This is a genomic window from Acinetobacter lwoffii (assembly GCF_019048525.1).
Classification (GTDB): Bacteria; Pseudomonadota; Gammaproteobacteria; order Pseudomonadales; family Moraxellaceae; genus Acinetobacter; species Acinetobacter lwoffii_K.
On record NZ_CP077370.1, the window covers coordinates 83,867 to 100,360 of the forward strand.

At 42.1% G+C, this 16,494-nt stretch carries 15 protein-coding genes and 5 pseudogenes; 8 read left to right on the plus strand and 12 right to left on the minus strand.

Annotated features, from left to right (window positions below):
• Positions 1–162: 162 nt before the first annotated feature.
• The 8 genes and pseudogenes from mdh to I6L24_RS15725 all read right to left on the minus strand — a co-directional run.
• Complete coding sequence (mdh, locus tag I6L24_RS15690; RefSeq protein WP_004647793.1) at positions 163–1,335, minus strand: iron-dependent methanol dehydrogenase; 1,173 nt, start codon at positions 1,333–1,335, stop codon at positions 163–165.
• 255 nt (positions 1,336–1,590) lie between these two features.
• Positions 1,591–1,863 (minus strand): hypothetical protein, encoded by a 273-nt coding sequence (locus tag I6L24_RS15695; protein ID WP_216986638.1) that lies wholly within the window; start codon positions 1,861–1,863, stop codon positions 1,591–1,593.
• Positions 1,860–3,419, minus strand: a complete 1,560-nt coding sequence (locus tag I6L24_RS15700) for a PepSY-associated TM helix domain-containing protein (protein WP_216986639.1) — start codon at positions 3,417–3,419, stop codon at positions 1,860–1,862. Before I6L24_RS15700 ends, I6L24_RS15695 begins: the two co-directional genes overlap by 4 nt.
• Positions 3,420–3,422: 3 nt before the next feature.
• On the minus strand, positions 3,423–3,704 hold the full coding sequence (locus I6L24_RS15705; RefSeq protein WP_004647796.1) for a hypothetical protein: 282 nt from the start codon (positions 3,702–3,704) through the stop codon (positions 3,423–3,425).
• Positions 3,705–3,746: 42 nt separating this feature from the next.
• Positions 3,747–4,358, minus strand: coding sequence for a DUF4198 domain-containing protein (locus tag I6L24_RS15710; protein ID WP_004647798.1), 612 nt, complete (start codon positions 4,356–4,358; stop codon positions 3,747–3,749).
• A 71-nt stretch (positions 4,359–4,429) separates the two neighbouring features.
• Positions 4,430–6,586: a TonB-dependent siderophore receptor gene (locus tag I6L24_RS15715; RefSeq protein WP_216986640.1), complete on the minus strand. Its 2,157-nt coding sequence runs from the start codon at positions 6,584–6,586 to the stop codon at positions 4,430–4,432.
• A 306-nt stretch (positions 6,587–6,892) separates the two neighbouring features.
• Positions 6,893–7,303: pseudogene (locus tag I6L24_RS15720) on the minus strand (transposase); the annotation flags it as partial.
• A pseudogene (locus tag I6L24_RS15725) lies at positions 7,293–7,823 on the minus strand (TolC family protein); the annotation flags it as partial. The pseudogenes I6L24_RS15725 and I6L24_RS15720, both read right to left, overlap by 11 nt.
• Here I6L24_RS15725 and I6L24_RS15730 point away from each other — a divergent pair.
• Together I6L24_RS15730 and bioB are read left to right on the plus strand one after the other, a co-directional pair.
• Positions 7,812–8,420: pseudogene (locus tag I6L24_RS15730) on the plus strand (IS982 family transposase); the annotation flags it as partial. The pseudogenes I6L24_RS15725 and I6L24_RS15730 overlap by 12 nt on opposite strands.
• Before the next feature lie 148 nt (positions 8,421–8,568).
• Positions 8,569–9,129 (plus strand): annotated as a pseudogene (bioB, locus tag I6L24_RS15735) (biotin synthase BioB); the annotation flags it as partial.
• A gap of 4 nt (positions 9,130–9,133) precedes the next feature.
• On the opposite strand, the gene I6L24_RS15740 reads toward bioB, so the two are convergent.
• Positions 9,134–9,628 (minus strand): IS630 family transposase, encoded by a 495-nt coding sequence (locus I6L24_RS15740; RefSeq protein ID WP_004781677.1) that lies wholly within the window; start codon positions 9,626–9,628, stop codon positions 9,134–9,136.
• 47 nt (positions 9,629–9,675) lie between these two features.
• Positions 9,676–9,981 (minus strand): IS630 transposase-related protein, encoded by a 306-nt coding sequence (locus tag I6L24_RS15745; protein ID WP_000122230.1) that lies wholly within the window; start codon positions 9,979–9,981, stop codon positions 9,676–9,678.
• Between the two features lie 36 nt (positions 9,982–10,017).
• On the opposite strand from I6L24_RS15745, the pseudogene I6L24_RS15750 reads away from it, so the two are divergent.
• The 6 genes and pseudogenes from I6L24_RS15750 to bioD all read left to right on the plus strand — a co-directional run.
• Positions 10,018–10,446 (plus strand): annotated as a pseudogene (locus I6L24_RS15750) (biotin synthase BioB); the annotation flags it as partial.
• Positions 10,447–10,512: 66 nt separating this feature from the next.
• Positions 10,513–11,223 carry an alpha/beta hydrolase family protein gene (locus tag I6L24_RS15755; RefSeq protein WP_004647803.1) on the plus strand — a complete coding sequence of 237 codons (711 nt, stop codon included), beginning with the start codon at positions 10,513–10,515 and terminating at the stop codon, positions 11,221–11,223.
• An 88-nt stretch (positions 11,224–11,311) separates the two neighbouring features.
• On the plus strand, positions 11,312–12,592 hold the full coding sequence (gene bioA, locus I6L24_RS15760; protein WP_044112459.1) for an adenosylmethionine--8-amino-7-oxononanoate transaminase: 1,281 nt from the start codon (positions 11,312–11,314) through the stop codon (positions 12,590–12,592).
• Entirely contained in the window at positions 12,589–13,758 is a 1,170-nt protein-coding gene (locus tag I6L24_RS15765) for an 8-amino-7-oxononanoate synthase (protein ID WP_216986641.1), read from the plus strand. Before bioA ends, I6L24_RS15765 begins: the two co-directional genes overlap by 4 nt.
• Positions 13,725–14,510, plus strand: a complete 786-nt coding sequence (bioC, locus tag I6L24_RS15770) for a malonyl-ACP O-methyltransferase BioC (RefSeq protein WP_216986642.1) — start codon at positions 13,725–13,727, stop codon at positions 14,508–14,510. Before I6L24_RS15765 ends, bioC begins: the two co-directional genes overlap by 34 nt.
• Entirely contained in the window at positions 14,507–15,172 is a 666-nt protein-coding gene (gene bioD / locus I6L24_RS15775) for a dethiobiotin synthase (protein WP_004733123.1), read from the plus strand. Before bioC ends, bioD begins: the two co-directional genes overlap by 4 nt.
• A gap of 421 nt (positions 15,173–15,593) precedes the next feature.
• Here the strand turns inward: bioD and I6L24_RS15780 are convergent, their stop codons facing one another.
• Together I6L24_RS15780 and I6L24_RS15785 are read right to left on the minus strand one after the other, a co-directional pair.
• Complete coding sequence (locus tag I6L24_RS15780; RefSeq protein ID WP_004282152.1) at positions 15,594–15,935, minus strand: histidine kinase dimerization/phospho-acceptor domain-containing protein; 342 nt, start codon at positions 15,933–15,935, stop codon at positions 15,594–15,596.
• 189 nt (positions 15,936–16,124) lie between these two features.
• Positions 16,125–16,370, minus strand: coding sequence for a hypothetical protein (locus I6L24_RS15785; RefSeq protein WP_216986643.1), 246 nt, complete (start codon positions 16,368–16,370; stop codon positions 16,125–16,127).
• Between the last annotated feature and the right edge of the window lie 124 nt (positions 16,371–16,494).

The following is a 16,494-nucleotide window of genomic DNA, read 5'->3' on the forward strand; positions in this document are numbered from 1 at the left end:
ATAAAAAAGAAACACCCCCCGCTTTTATCCTCTTATGAAGGCAAAAGGATCAGCCAGGAACAGGAAAATGCATGTCTGCTCTTGGCACACTTCCTCAGGAAGTGAAACAGGGGCTGTTAAAAATGTAGTCAGATGCTTGGAGAGAAGACTTACATTGAGGCACTACATCGCCGCTTTAAAAATATCTACCACTTGGGCATGACTGGCTTTACGTGGATTGGTCAGCATGCAGGCATCTTTTTGTGCATTTTCCGCCATGATGGCCAAGTCAGCTTCTTTTACATTCAATTCCGTCAGCCCAGATGGAATACCAATTGAAGCCGAAAGCTGACGAATGGCGCCAATCGCTTCATAAGCTGCTTCAGTTACGGTTAAGCCTTCTGTATTCACCCCCATCAATTGGGCAATTTTGGCATAACGTTCAGGACAAGCAATCAGGTTAAATTCACAAACATGGGGGAGCAAAATTGCATTACAAACACCATGCGGCAAGTTGTAGAAGCCTCCGAGCTGATGTGCCATCGCATGCACATATCCTAAAGAGGCGTTATTAAAGGCCATTCCGGCAAGATATTGAGCATAGCTCATGGCATCCCGTGCTTCTAGATTATCCCCATTCGCCACTGCGGGACTGAGCCATTCACTGATCATGGTGATCGCCTTTTCTGCGCAGGCATCAGTGATTGGATTTGCTGCCGTAGACACATAAGCTTCTACTGCATGCGTCAAGGCATCCATACCTGTTGCCGCAGTCAGCCCTGCAGGTTTGGCCAACATAAGTTTAGGGTCATCAATCGCAATGAGTGGTGTACAACGCCAATCTACAATCGCCATTTTCACATGGGTATCGGTATTGGTAATGATACAGAAACGTGTCATCTCCGAAGCTGTCCCTGCCGTAGTATTGATTGCAATCAGTGGTGTCATCGGGACGGTACTTTTATCAATCCCTTCATAATCACGGATATGTCCGCCACCTGCAGTGACCAGACCAATGCCTTTGGCACAGTCATGTGAGGAACCCCCACCTAACGATACAATAAAATCACAGGCATTTTCATTATAAGCTGTAACTCCATGATGCACGTTAATATCAGTTGGATTGGGTTCCGCGCCTGGGAAAATATAACTGTCAACACCCGCCTCTTTCAAATAATTTGCAATATCATCTGCAACACCAAATTTAAACAGCCCCGCATCAGTTACAATCAGCGCTTTCTTGGCACCTAAATTTTGTGCTTTTATCCCGATTTCTTTAGCACAGCCCGGACCAAAAAGTGAAACACAGGGAATATAAAAACCGTTAGTTTGATCTGAAATATTTTTAAAAGCCATGGCGTGATTCCTTCTACCATTAATTGATTATTTTATCGGTGACCCTCACCGTAATATAAGTATTGGATGAAGTTAAAAAGAATCCTACCTACCAAATACCTACCAATTTAAATTTCTGATTCTAGCCAAAATAATGAATCTGAAATATTTAAAAGTAGGTTGGCAAGGTTTAGCAGATACTGAGTAGATTGGTTCAATAGAGGGCATGTAAGTAGCGCACTAGGCTGTTTACTACTTTCTGATTTTAAATAAATACTAAAATGCTTTATTCATTTTTAAGATAAAGATAAACAGTACAGGGCTTAGAAATACCCATAAAGCCACAAAGCTAATACTGGAGCTAAACTGGGTACGTAATAAAAACATCGCGACGAATAAGAAAATACCCGCAGTGAATTTAGTGTGCGTAGGAAAATTAGCTAAAAAAGCGTAACGAGATTTTCGGTTTTTTAGGATCTGCTTTGCACTTACCGCATAAAAACCAAAACAGCTCAGCCAAAGCAGACCGATCACTGCAATCCATATCATGTTGATGATTCCTGTTGCGTAACTTTTAGTTTGGCGTGAATTTTATTGACCGCCTTTTGCTGAATAGGGGTAATTTTCTGGTGTAACAATAGGGCGAGAAGTGCCAAGTTCCACAGCATCAGATCGATTCGCAGAAATGGCCAGTAAGTTGTAAAAGAATCAATATAATCATGGAAAATGAGATAATAAATATTGATCAGCGGCAGCATAAAAGCAGTACCAATCAGGATTTTAAGCTGAATTTTCCATAAATATTGCTGCGGTGTTAAACATGCCAGAATGAAACTGCCGAGCCAAATACTGAAAAAACTATAAATCTCATAATTTGGTGCACCTACAGGGATGCTGATAAAACGATTCGCATAGAGATAAGCCAGCATGGCAATCGGCAAGCCAAGTATCATGGTGATATTCAAGCGGTTCACCAAATAATGTCCGAGATGAAACCGCGCTGATTTTTTCTGAATCTGGCGTTTCAGACTCCACAGCAGCAGACCGGAGGCAATCATGGCGCAGCCCAATATGCCAGAGAAAAACAATCCTAAACGTAAAGCAGGTTCAGCAAAACGTGCCATATGCAAACCATACATGCCGGCATTGAGTGTGGCAATTGCACTTTCATTGCGTGTATTTTCAAGCAATTTTCCGGTAGCTGCATTTAAAATAAGCTGTGCCTGATTTCTGGTAATGGAATGATCTTTGAGTTGGGTTAATGTTATTTGTGCCAGCTGGGTATTGGGCTGCTTGACCGTGATATTGTCAAATTCCGCATCTCCCCAGTGTTGCTGTGCCGTGGTGATAAAATGTTGAATTGGCAGCATCTGCGTTTTCACAGGAACTGAGGGGGTGGCTGATGTATTGATTGTGCGAATTTCTTCAAAATACTGAAAGGGATTGTCTGGATAGAGTTCTTTCATACCGGAAGGCAGCACGATATAAAAGAAAATCGCCAGCCCGGTAAATGTCATGGTCAAAAAGAACGGCAGGGCAATCACTGAACTGACATTATGAAAATCCAGATAGGAGCGCTGCCCCTTAAATGCTCTTAAGGTAAAAAAGTCTGTCAGGATTTTTTTATGGGTAATGATTCCTGAAATCAGAGTCAATAACATGATAAAGGCAGCAATCGTCACAATCAGCCGACCAATGGTGTAGGGCATACCATAGAGCTGAAAATGAAAATTATAGAAAAAATCTCCCCCTTGGGTGGCCGAGAGGTTTAATTCTTTTCCTGTCGAAGCATCCAGGGTTTTGACTTCATAGCCACCATCCACTTTTTGCCAGTAGACTTTATTCACAGGTGAATCTTGATTGGCGACTCCGATATACCAGTTTTGGGCGTCCGGTGCATGCTGCTGTAAATAGCTGTAAGCAGATTTTAAGGCAGTTTCCTGATTGACTTGTATTGAGGCAAATTCAGGCTGCATCCATAGACTGATTTCATGCCGGTAATAAGTGACCGCGCCTGTTAAAAAGATCGCGAAGAGCAGCCAGCCAAAACTTAAACCTAACCATGAATGTAGCCATGCCATGGATTGACGGACAGATTTATGCATGGTTTAACCTATGAAGCGGGAGATGGTAAATAAGCTAAGGAAAGGAAGCAGGCTATAGACCGAAAGCTTTTTTAAACTCTGGATACAGAAGATGCCAATCACAAAACAGACATAAAAAATCAGGGCAATAACGGCGGCCAAATAGACGGATTCTGCTTTGGGCAGAAAAGCCTGTAGAAAGTAAGCCAGATCGAGTGCGATCAAATAACTGCACAAGTAGCCCATCCCAAAGCTCATGCCTAAGCGATAGAAAATGGCGAGTGGCTGCACTACAACAGACATCATATTTGGCCTTGAATAAATCTATACTGATGAAAATCTAAAAACTTAATAAACAAAACTTAAAGTCGTTACCAGATACTGTTTTTTATAGGCCTGCTGATTCAATTTTCCGGCCTTGTCTGCTTCTTTGCCAACTTCAATGACATATTGACCTTTCCATGGCGTGGCGATCGTAATCTGGCCTTGGCCGTTGGTGGTGTATTTTTTTAGCCAAAATTGCGGGGAAAAGACTGTGACTTCAACATCCGCAGCAGCTTTACCCTGATACAGTACCGTAAATGTATTGCTGTTGATCTGGGTCGGGACAATATCCAGTTCGGACTCTGCTTTCAAGTTTTGTCTGCCGGATTTGGCATGATAGCTCAGCAATGATTCTCCATAGATCAATTCATGAGTGAGCTGGACATCGGTCTGGCCTTGGGTTGCATAGAGCAAATGATCCTGTTGCATTTGAGGACTAAATGTTTTTTTGGCCTGAACGGCCTTTGCCTGATTGAAAGACTTGAGGGCACCTTGCTGCGTTTCTTTGAGCTGTTCACTATATTCACCAAAGAACGCATGAGTCTGCTGATTTGTGCCACGTTCTAGCCAAAGCATATGCGCCTGAGCTGAAAGTGTCATAGACAGTCCAAGGGTCAAAGCGATCATTTTTTTCATTTGTTTTACCTATTTTTGTGTATGTAGTGATGATTTAGCCCTGAACATGTCGTCAAGGCTCAGCTTGAAAATCAGTATTTAAATTTCACGGCAACGCTGTAATTCGCTGGTGCACCATAAAAACCTTGCTGATTGGGGAAATTGAACAGATATTTTTCATTGGTCAGGTTATTACCATTGGCTTGCAAGGTCATATGCTCATTCAGCTCATAGCTGGCCATTAAGTTCACGAGCGCATAAGCATCCTGCTCAATGATTCCAGCTTTCTGGGTAATCACTCCATTGGCGGTTGCTTCAGGCACATCTAGATAGGTCTGATCTTGCCACTGCACACCAAGGCCCAGTTTCAGTTTTGGAAGTTGCGGCACCTGATAGGTAGTTAAAAGATTAAAAGACTGGGTTGGATTGAAGGTACGCGCATCACCGCCATTGATCAGATCTTTCAGGCTAAACTGGGTATAACCAAAGCTTAAGTTTAAATGGTCGCTCAGTTGTCCCGCCAAGCCGAACTCGTAGCCTTGGGAACGCAAGTCACTAACCTGAGTCTTGCGTAAAGTCGGAATACCATCAGAATCACGAAGCGGATAATTACTTTGCTCCGTTCTAAACACGGCCATGGTGGCGGTAAGCTTGTCATCTAGCCAAGAACCTTTGACTCCGACTTCATAGCTTTCACCTTCGATCGGCTTGTTAATGCTGCCATCATCTGCTTTGGTGGTTTGCGGACGGAAAATCGAGGTATAACTCAGGTAACCTGTATATTCAGGGCTAAAGTTATAGGTCAAACCGGCATAGGGTAAAACTTTATCTTCATCATAAATGGTGTCGGTCCCATAACTGCTACCACTGCTTTCAGCCTGAACATAGTTCGCACCTAAAAGCAGTTTCAGATCATCATTCAGATGCAGTCGGGTCGCAGCATAAAGGCTCTGGTTCTTCTGCCGGATATGCATTTCCCCACTGGTTTTCGATAGATCCCAGCTTGGTTCTTCTGGTGTAAAGCTGGCTAAATCTGTGGTCAGCGGATTGACAAAGCTGCCAGCATAACCCAATTCATCCAGACGATTTTTGGCCCAGACATAGCCCAATGAGGCTTCATGGCGTTGTCCCCAAAGCGGATAGGTGCCGCTAAAACTCAGGCTGGCTTGTTGTTCTGTATTGTCATCAATATACATGCCTGGGTAGAGGAAGATACCTGAAGTGCCATTTGCGCCAGGTTTTCCAGACAGAAACAAGAGTTTTGAATCACGTTGTGTGCGTTTTTCATCATAAGTCAGTTTGGCTGTCCAGTCGCCTGCCAGTTTTTGTTCAAGCTCGGCAAAGTAACTTTTAATATTGCTATCCCAGTGGGCCCAGCTTGGACTGTAATTATAATTCCGTGAGTAACTGAGCTGCTCGCCTTCAGTATTGATCAGTGGATTAGAACCCCAATTGACACCATTCGGCTTGTGATTGGTTTCGGTATAGCCAGCAGTCAATAGAGTTGTGTCAGTAATATCTGCCTCCACAACAGCACCTATGCCGTTTTTTTCCAGTTCATAACGATCCAGATAACTGTCGCCTGTTTGTTGATAGCCAAATACACGACCTCTGACTTTTCCATCTTGGGTGAGAGGAGAGGATACATCTACTTCATAGCGCTGCGTATTCCATGAGCCATAACTGGCATTAAAGGCTGTTTGAAGGTCGGATGTCGGGCGTTTGCGAATCATATTAATAGTTGCGCCGGGATCGCCAATTCCATTATTTAAGGCATTCGCGCCTTTGACCACTTCTACACGGTCAAACAAAAAACTGTCTGGATTATCATTGTTATAATTATAGCCTTCTAGTGGAATACCAACGCCATCGACTAAAACATTTGAAATCTCGAAACCTCGGGCAAGGTAGGAGGTCCGTTCCGTTTCCTGATTGCTGACGATAATGCCAGGGGTATTGCGCAGTACGTCCCGGGTATTATCTAAGGCAAAGTCATCCAGTTGCTGGCGAGTGATGACATTGACTGTTTGCGGCGTTTCCTTGAGTGGAATATTCAGTTTTGAGGCGGTTGACGAATTTTGGATGATATAAGCCTTACTCTGTTCGGAGCTGAGCTCACTCTGTTCTGATTCCGCTGTAACTGTAATCGTCGGTAATTGCTGAGTATCATCGGCAAAACTTTGCTGGGACACTAAAATTGCAAGACTAAGAAGAGAAAGCTTAAATGATGGAGGAACGGTATAAAACATTTTAGTTAATGTAAATGATAATAATTATCAGTAATATTATTGTTTAATATCTCTTAAAGCAATCTCAATATAATAGGAAATCCAAATGAAAAATGAGTTAATGATAGGTAAATCTACAAATAAAAGTTTAATGTAAGGAGTAGGGAACAATAAAATATCACTGTTAAAAAAAGATGTTATTACCTTACTTTTGTGCTCCTGAACCAATTTGTTTATATACTGCACTATAAATTTTCAAATCCTCAATCTGGAGTGACTTTGTTGCATAAAGGCTTCAGAGATAGATCTTTTCTAAGTTACTCGAATTCAAGTGACAACTTGGGTATGAGGTCGACCTAATTCCGTTAATTTATCGCCTAATAATTTAATGCAATACATTTTGGTTTTGACCAAACTTCGCCGATGATAGCCTGACCATTTCTTCCATAGTGTCCTGCCTAAACATTTAACGGTTCGAAGTAATTCATTTCGCTCTTGCGAATGAACTTTTGTAATTTTCTAAGGCTTTGCATTTTTTCTGGAGGGAACTACCGCATATGCTTACCGGTCTGCAATGACTTGACGGCATTGCTTGGTGTTATAAGCCTCGTCTGTATAAACTGAATCAATCTGTTCATCCAACGGAATTTGATCAAGTAACTCCCCAAGGATTCGTGAATCACTCACATTATTCGTTGTGAGCTGAACTGCTCGTATTTGAAGAGTTTTAGCATCTATAGTGGGTATTGGTATGTTGAATGTAGTTCGGAAATTCTGTAATCGAGCCATGGCTTTGTAATAGGGTGGCCAGTGACATCACATATTTGTAGGCATTCAAGGCAGTTTCAGCTCGTAGTCCGCTCAGCATATTTTGTGCATCGATGACCTGTGTGGCGGTGCCCATATCTTCTTTAAAAGACAATTCTTGGATGCGTAAATTTTCCTGTGCGGCTTTCAAGTTTTGTGCCAGAAGTGCATCACTTTGCTGTGCACTGAGTGCTTCGCTATAAGATTTATAAATCAGATTTTCAATTTCTTGCTGGGTGCGTGCAGTGAGTAATTCTGTAACAGAGCGTTTGAGTTCGGCAGCCTGAATATTCTTGTTTTTATCGATCCCGGAAAACAGGTTATAGCGTGCGGCAACTCCGACAATCCAGTTTTCATTTTGATCCAGACTATATTCGCCAAAAGCAAAAACATTCGGTTTTTTTGCCGCTTGCTGGGCTTTCACATTGGCTTGAGCCAATTGGGTATGCATGAATTAGCTCTACATGCTTTACATGTGGCACTGATGAAAGGCCAAGGTACACAATATTTATGGATTGATTCAACAACTCTGCCAATTTGTAAAAATCAACGTATTTAGCGTCATAAATCATTAATCCAAATTGCATCACATGGTAGAAGCTCAATGGGCTGGTTTTATGGCTGTAAATTACGTATTGCGATGAATCAATTTGGTGAAATTGCCTGTTCTGCTTTATCGAATGGACATGTTGCTAATATAAAAATGGTTGAGCAATTGGTTGCTGGTATAGAAGCAAAACTTTACGGGGATCGAGGTTACATCAGCCAAGAATTAAAAATTAGATTGAAAGATCAAGGTATTGATTTAATTACTTATCATCGGAAGAATATGCAGGCTATTCAACTCTGTGCATCAGATAAATATCACTTAAGACAACGCAATAAAATAGAAATATTATTCGGCTTATTGAAGGGGCAATACAATTTATTGACGAGTAAAGCACGTAGTCTTCATGGATTTCTGCGTGGAATTTACGCCTCACTATGTGGATATCAATTAACCCATCGAAATAAGCCAACAATTCAAATTAAGGACTCATCGGCTTAAGCAGGATTCGGGTTAAATAAGCTTTCAAAAATAGCTTGACACACTAAAGCTATTTTAAGCAGGCAATGAATATGAAAGAAAACGCTAAAGAAAAATAAAAAAAACAGCGTATGATTTACTCAATGGAATTTTAGATGATGCAGACAAGATGATCCGTAATGATTGGTCACGTGCCGAAATACAAGAAATTTATGACTTGCCTTTAATGGATTTACTGTTTCAGGCACAGCAAATTCATCGCCAAAACTTTGAACCGAATACTGTTCAGGTCAGTACTCTGCTTTCAATTAAAACGGGCCGTTGTCCGGAAGATTGTAAATACTGTTCGCAATCTGCACATTACGATACTGATCTGGAAATTGAAAAACGCGTAGAAGTACAAAAGGCGATTGCTGAAGCCAAACAGGCCAAAGCTTCCGGTTCGACCCGTTTCTGCATGGGCGCAGCATGGCGTAATCCGCATGAACGCGATATGCCGTATGTGCTGGAACTGGTGCAGGAAGTCAAGAAACTGGGCATGGAAACCTGTATGACTCTAGGAATGCTGAATGCCTCACAAGCGGAACGTCTGAAAGATGCAGGGCTAGATTATTACAACCACAACCTTGATACCTCACGTGAATATTATGCCAATGTCATCAGTACACGTAGCTTTGATGACCGCTTAAATACGCTTGATCATGTGCGTAATGCCGGAATTAATGTCTGTATAGTCAAACTACTTTATTATTCATACAAGATTCGAAAAAAACTCGAAATAACTCATCGACTGAGTCGATCAACCATTCTTTACGCTTACGTTTAACCCATGCCCACATGTGTTCTATAGGATTTAAATCAGGGCTGTATGCAGGAAGCCAAAGAATTTTATGCCCTTGTTGTTCCAATAACTCCTGAATATCTGCTCTTTTATGAAATGCTGCATTATCCATAACCACTACACTATTTTCTGGTAATGCTGGTATGAGGAATTGCTCAATCCAAAAATGAAAAACATCTGAATTGATTTTGCAGTCAAATAAACCGACTGAAAATAACTTACCCTCATGGATTGCTCCAATGGCATTGGTCTGATTCTTTAATTGCCAATTATATTGCCCTAAACAGGGTACTCCTTTTCGTGAGTAGCCATGAGGTCTATAATCATGTGACTTAAAACCACTTTCATCCAGATAAATAATCGGATGGTTTTTTTCTAATTCATTCACTTGCAGAATAAATTTATCCCTAAGCTTTGTATCTGCTTTAGGATGGCTTAACGTCTTTTTTTAACTGTAATATTTAAGCGCTTTAATGCAGCACCAATAGATGAAACACCACAATTAAAACGTGCAGCACGTTCATATTGATAAGCATCAGGATACTTTTCAACATCTTCACGTAAAGCATCATCGTTAATTTTAGAAGGTTTACGTACACGAGTTTTTTTAATCTCTATACGTTTCTTCCATTCAACAATGGTATTTTTATTAATTTCAAATTGTGCAGCTACCGCTCGAATAGAATAACCTTCCTCAAGCTTAGCTAAAATTTTACGTCTAAAATGTTCTGAATAACTCATTGCACCATTGTATTGGTTTTATAATGATTTGACTATAGTGGCGGTATTGTCGGCTTGGGCGAAGGCGTACAAGACCGAGTCGGTTTGTTATTTGAACTAGCGACTATGCCGATTCACCCGGGTTCGGTGCCCATAAATATGCTGGTTCCTATTGAAGGCACACCACTGGCCGATGTTGAAAAACTGGATGTGATTGACTGGATTCGTACTATTGCGGTAGCACGGATTATTATGCCGAAGAGTTATATCCGCTTGTCGGCAGGTCGTGAATCTCTCTCTGACTCTGATCAGGCACTGGCATTTATGGCTGGAGCTAACTCATTATTTTCAGGTGATAAATTGCTTACTGCCCCGAACAGTGGTGAAGGTAAAGACAAAGCCTTGTTTGCTAAATTAGGCTTAAAAGCTGAAGCTGCCAAGAAAACAGCTAAAGAATTGGCTGTAGATGCGATGCAACCTGCTTAATTAATCGTGTAACAAACAGGGATCATTTCAACTTGAATTGGTCCCTTTTTTATTGGAACAGACAAAATGAAGATACTGATGATTACGGGTTGGGGGCTAGGAACAGCGGTCTTAACCCCGTTTGTAGAACAGTTACGGCAGCAGCATCAAGTTGAAGTATGGGATATTTTTGATCCTAACGTGGAAAGTATTTTGGCCGAAAAAGTTAGGCAGGCGAGTTCTTTTGATGTCTTGATGGGATGGTCTTTGGGTGGACAGTTGGCACTTTTGCTGGCTAATGAAATCCAGCAACAATTGAAAATTGCCAAGCCAGTGATTTGCTGTATGTCAAATCCCTGTTTCGTGGCCAACGAAGCATGGCCACAGGCAATGCCAGTTGAACAATATACACAATTTAAATCCTCCATACTGGCTGATCCAAAACGCGGGATGCAGCGCTTCTGTACCTTGGTCACTTTAGCTGGCGCAGCAGCGCGTGAACGTGCAAAATTATTGCACCAACAGTTAAATAGTATTGATTTAAACTATCAGGTTAAGCATCTTTATCTATTGCAGCAATTAAATCTAGTGGATATCTTAAAAAATCATTCAGTCAAGATGCTATTTATATTTTCCGAGAATGATATGTTGGTTCCTTACAAAGTTAGTCAAGAATCCGTGTTTTTAACAACCCAAAATCTGAATTTGGTAAAAATACAGGGCACGCACGATGCCATCCTTTTTGATGCCAAGTTACTCGTTGAGCCAATTTTAAAATTTTTAGCCGATCTAGCTTAAGCAAAAAGAGATTGGTAGCTCTTGACGTTTCATTTTCAGATTTAACGCGCTAAGATCAGTTTTAGTTTTAATAATTGGGGTAAATTCTGTGCAGGACGCTTTTGATCAACAGCATATTTGGCATCCTTATACCTCCATGACACAACCCTTGCCATGTTACAAAGTTAAAGCTGCAAATGGTGCAGTCATTGAACTTGAAGATGGTACCGAGCTGATTGATGGCATGTCGTCCTGGTGGTGCACAATTCACGGTTATAATCATTCTGAACTCAATCAGGCCGTAACAAAACAATTAGAGTCGATGTCACATATCATGTTTGGTGGTTTGACTCATCAGCCTGCGATTGATGTGTCTAAACTGCTACTTGAGATCACGGCGCCTGAACTGGATAAAATTTTCTTTGCCGATTCCGGCTCGGTCGCGGTTGAGGTGGCGTTGAAAATGGCTGTGCAATATTGGAATGCACGTCAGCAACCACAAAAAACTAACTTTGTTACCACACGCTCTGGCTATCATGGCGACACCTGGAATGCCATGTCGGTTTGTGATCCTGTAACTGGTATGCATCAAATTTTTGGTTCGAGTTTGCCGAACCGTTTATTTGTTCCGGCACCTCAAAGCCGTTTTGATGGGGCATGGCAACCCGAAGATATACAGCCACTTGAGCACCTGCTGGTACAGCAGCATCAACAGATTGCTGCCATGATCATTGAGCCGATTGTGCAAGGTGCAGGCGGGATGCGTTTCTATCATCCAGAATATTTAAAGCAAGCTAAGTTGTTGTGTGAAAAGTACGATGTACTGCTGATTTTAGATGAAATTGCCACCGGTTTTGGCCGCACTGGAAAACTATTTGCTTATGAACACGCTCAGGTCACACCAGACATTATGTGTATCGGTAAGGCATTGACTGGTGGTTATATGACCTTGTCAGCGACCTTAACCACTCGCCATGTAGCAGAGACGATTTCAAGTGGTGAAGCGGGTGTGTTCATGCATGGCCCAACTTTTATGGCTAATCCGTTGGCCTGTGCGGTCGCATTAAAAAGTACCCAGCTGTTACTGGCTCAAGACTGGCAGACGCGTATTCAACAGATTGAAAGGACACTAGAACAATATTTACTGGATTTAAAATCCTTGGCACAAGTCAAAGATGTGCGTGTCCTCGGCGCAATTGGCGTAGTTGAGCTACATCAAACTATTGATTTGGCGCGTTTTCAGGCTGAATGTGTATGCCGTGGCGTCTGGATTCGTCCTTTTGGCCGTCTGGTCTATGTCATGCCGCCATATGTAATTTCAACACAGCAACTTGAAACTTTATTAAAGCATATGCGGGAGATGATTCAGCAGATAGAGGCAGTAGCATGAACCATCTTGAGCATTTCCAGCAGCAGCTAGATGACTTGAAACAGCAAGGGCAATATCGCCAGTTTAAGTCCAATATTTCTAGCCAGCCAAGATTGCAACTCAATGGCCAAGAGATGCTGAATCTGGCATCCAATGACTATTTAGGTCTGGCATCCAACTTAACGCTACGTGAAGAATTTTTTGACCTCACGCCGATGTCTGAGCGATATATGAGTTCAAGCTCTTCACGTTTACTGACAGGAAACTTTCCCAATTTTGAACAACTTGAAGCACAGATGTCACAGGATTTTGGACGTTCAGTACTGCTGTTTAATAGTGGTTATCACATGAATATCGGGATTCTTCCTGCGCTCAGTAATGCTAAAACCATGATCATTGCTGACAAACTGGTACATGCCAGTATTATCGACGGGATTCGTTTATCTAAAGCTGGCTATGTGCGTTACCGCCATAATGACCTGCAGCATTTGACTCAGTTTTTAGAAAAATATCAGTCAGATGAATCTATCCAGCGCATTATTGTGGTAACTGAATCAATTTTCAGTATGGATGGGGATGAAACAGATTTAGCTGCTTTGGTGGCATTAAAACAGCAGTTTGCAAAAGTCATGCTTTATGTCGATGAGGCACATGCAATTGGTGTGCGCGGTGAACGTGGATTGGGCTGCGCAGAACAGTATCAAGTATTGGATCAGATTGACTTCCTGGTCGGTACCTTTGGCAAGGCTTTGGCTTCAGTTGGTGGTTATCTGGTCTGTGCGCCAGTGATTCGTGACTATCTGATTAATAGCATGCGACCTTTAATTTTTAGTACCGCCCAGCCGCCACTATGTATGGCCTGGACTAGATTTATTTTTCAGAAGGTACAGCAGCTTCAGGCGGGACGAGTACATTTGGCAGCATTGGCTGTACGCTGTCAGCAGGGCATTCAAGACTTGGGATATCACTGTCCGTCAACTTCGCAAATTGTGCCGGTACTGATTGGTGAGGCAAAACGCACCATTCAGGCGGCTGAAATTATGCAACAGCAGGGATTTTATGTGCTACCAGTACGTCCGCCAACGGTTCCTGCCAATACCTCCAGACTCAGAATCTGCCTGAATCAGAACATTTCTGCGGATGAGCTGGATGCATGTCTGCAGGTGCTGAGGAATTTGCCGCGATGAACAGCAAACAAATTGCCCAACGTTTTGCTCAGGCAAATCTCAGTTATGAACAGCATGCGCTGGTACAAAGTGCCGTAGCGGCAGAGTTGATGCATTTCATGCAGCAGCATGTGGCACAACCACATTTGCAAAGGGTATTGGAAATTGGCTGCGGTTCAGGATTGTTTACCCGGCTTTTTATGCAGTATTACAGCTTTGATCATTTATTTTTAAATGACCTATATGTCGAAGTGAAGCAGCACTTCCCGGAAGCTGATCGGCTTTTGTGGGGAATTGGTAATATTGAAACCTTGCCACTGCCGCAGTCTCTGGACATGGTGTTGTCTTGTTCTGCATTGCAATGGATCTCGGATTTAAAAGCATTGTTGCTCAACATTGCGCAGGCCTTAAATCCCTCTGGGCATCTGTGTTTTGCCAGTTATACTGACAATAATTTAAAGGAAATTAAGGCACTGACCGGACAGGGCTTGGATTATCTGCCTTTAGCAAAGGTCTGTGAACTGCTTGAATCCTTAGGCTTTGACATTCTGCTGCAGACAGAAGAACAGATGACCTTGCATTTTGAGCATCCGAAACAGGTGTTACAGCATATCAAAGCCACTGGTGTACAGGCGACGGCACAGGGGTTTCGGTGGACAAAATCGTCCTTACAGGATTTTTATACCGGCTATCAACAATTCCAAGACCCTGAAAGCAAACAGTATGCACTGACCTATCATCCGGTTTATGTCATTGCACGGAAGACAGCATGAGCGCACAGATTTATTTTGTCAGCGGCATTGATACCGCAATTGGTAAAACCTTTACTACTGGTTTTCTGGCCAAAAATTGGAATGAGCAGGGCATTCGTACCATAACCCAAAAGCTGATCCAGACCGGAAATGTCGATATATCAGAAGATATCGAACAGCATCGTGCAATTATGGGTTGTGGATTGTTACAGGAAGACCAGCAAAAACTGACCATGCCGGAAATTTTTACGTATCCGGCTTCACCGCATCTTGCTGCGCGACTGGATGGGCGAGCCATTAACTTTGAACAGATTCATCAGGCTACCGAACAGCTGGCTGCGGCCTACGACTGTATTTTGCTGGAAGGTGCCGGTGGTCTGATGGTGCCCTTAACCGAAGAGTTCCTGACTATTGATTATATTCAGACACATAATTATCCGGTGATTCTCGTCACTTCAGGGCGTTTAGGCAGTATTAATCATACCTTACTGAGTCTTGAGTTGTTAAAACTCCGCGGGGTTCAATTATATGCCATTGCTTTTAATCATGCAGATAACTCCAAAGATCCCTTGATCGCTGAAGATACCATTGCTTATTTAAAACAGTATTTGCAGCGTGATTTTGCTGATACGACATGGGTTGATATTCCAGCTTTAAATTTAGCCCTGTCTTCTCATAAGTAAGTGATCCGCTTGCAGCGAGGCTGATGTGAATGCTTAAATATTGAGGTTGCGCCACTGTAAATTGAATCTGATAGCCATATTTGTTTAACACCATTTTCATCAAATATAAGTCTAGCCCATGCCCATTTTGCTAGGGAGATTTATGCCAGAAACGCTGTCCCAATTATGCATATCTTCAACCTTTGATTATCATTATGAATGATCAGCACACATGCAGCATAGCAATTGAAATGGTGTTTGCCTGTGCATGCAATAGAGCATTGTTAAGTAGGTTTTTAAAGACGGTATCTAGTTCAAAATCGGGTAGGGCAACTCGGGTCAGGCTCGGTCAGTCAATTGTTAAACTGAGTTCAATTTCCGGATAAAGCGACTGTAAATCGGCAATCACCTGAGTCAGGAGCCGTGCAATTTCAATACTGCACTAGATATCACTCAGTACTTGATCGGTAGAGGAAAGTGCTAGAAGCTGTTCCAGTAGCTGGGTACATCGGCGGATACCAAGGTGTACCTGCTGCAAGCTCTGTTGCAATTTGGGCGAGCTTGCCTGTTGTTCTGCCATCAGTTGTGCAAGCTGAATATGAGTTTTGATCGCGGTTAAAGGACTACGCAATTCATGGGCGGCGTATGAACTAAATACTTTTTCATTTTCCGGATTTTGATGCAGTTTATGTATTAAGTGCTTAGAGTTTTGGGCAAAGGACTGTACCTTGGAAGGCATTACTTTGGCATCTAAGGTTTTTAAATAGTGAGTAGCATCATTCACTGATAAATTTGGCTGACTTAAAAGGTTGAAACTTCATCTAAGGCTTTAAGCTCTCGACGAATAATCAAAACGATTAAGTCTATACATAGCAATAAAGACAAAATTATTGGTATTAATACCGATTATAAAATCTTTTTGAGCAATTATCCACGTAGGAACATCCGCTCTGCTACCACCACTTGAATATCCTCACGACCTAACACATAACTGAGCCTCACCTTGTTGCTTTGTACTAAAGCCAACTACTTGGTGGCTTAAATCTTTCGGTGCACCTCGGGTTTTTGCTACCACATGCTGAACGACACTGACGTCAGAGCCAAATAAAGACACTTTATAGGCAATCAACTGCTCTTGATTGGTGGAATGAAGTTGTTGGGCTAGTACATTTTCATCCAAGTTTTGCATCGGCAGTTGTTGAGTCAATCGAGCGACCATTGGATGGCTGAATCAAACCAAATTGATATATTTCCTTGACTGAGCAAGGCTTTATTGTAGGTAGATCAACTGGTTGTACGATAGATCTTGGGTGCAGACCTCTTCATTTAGAAATTATATTCCC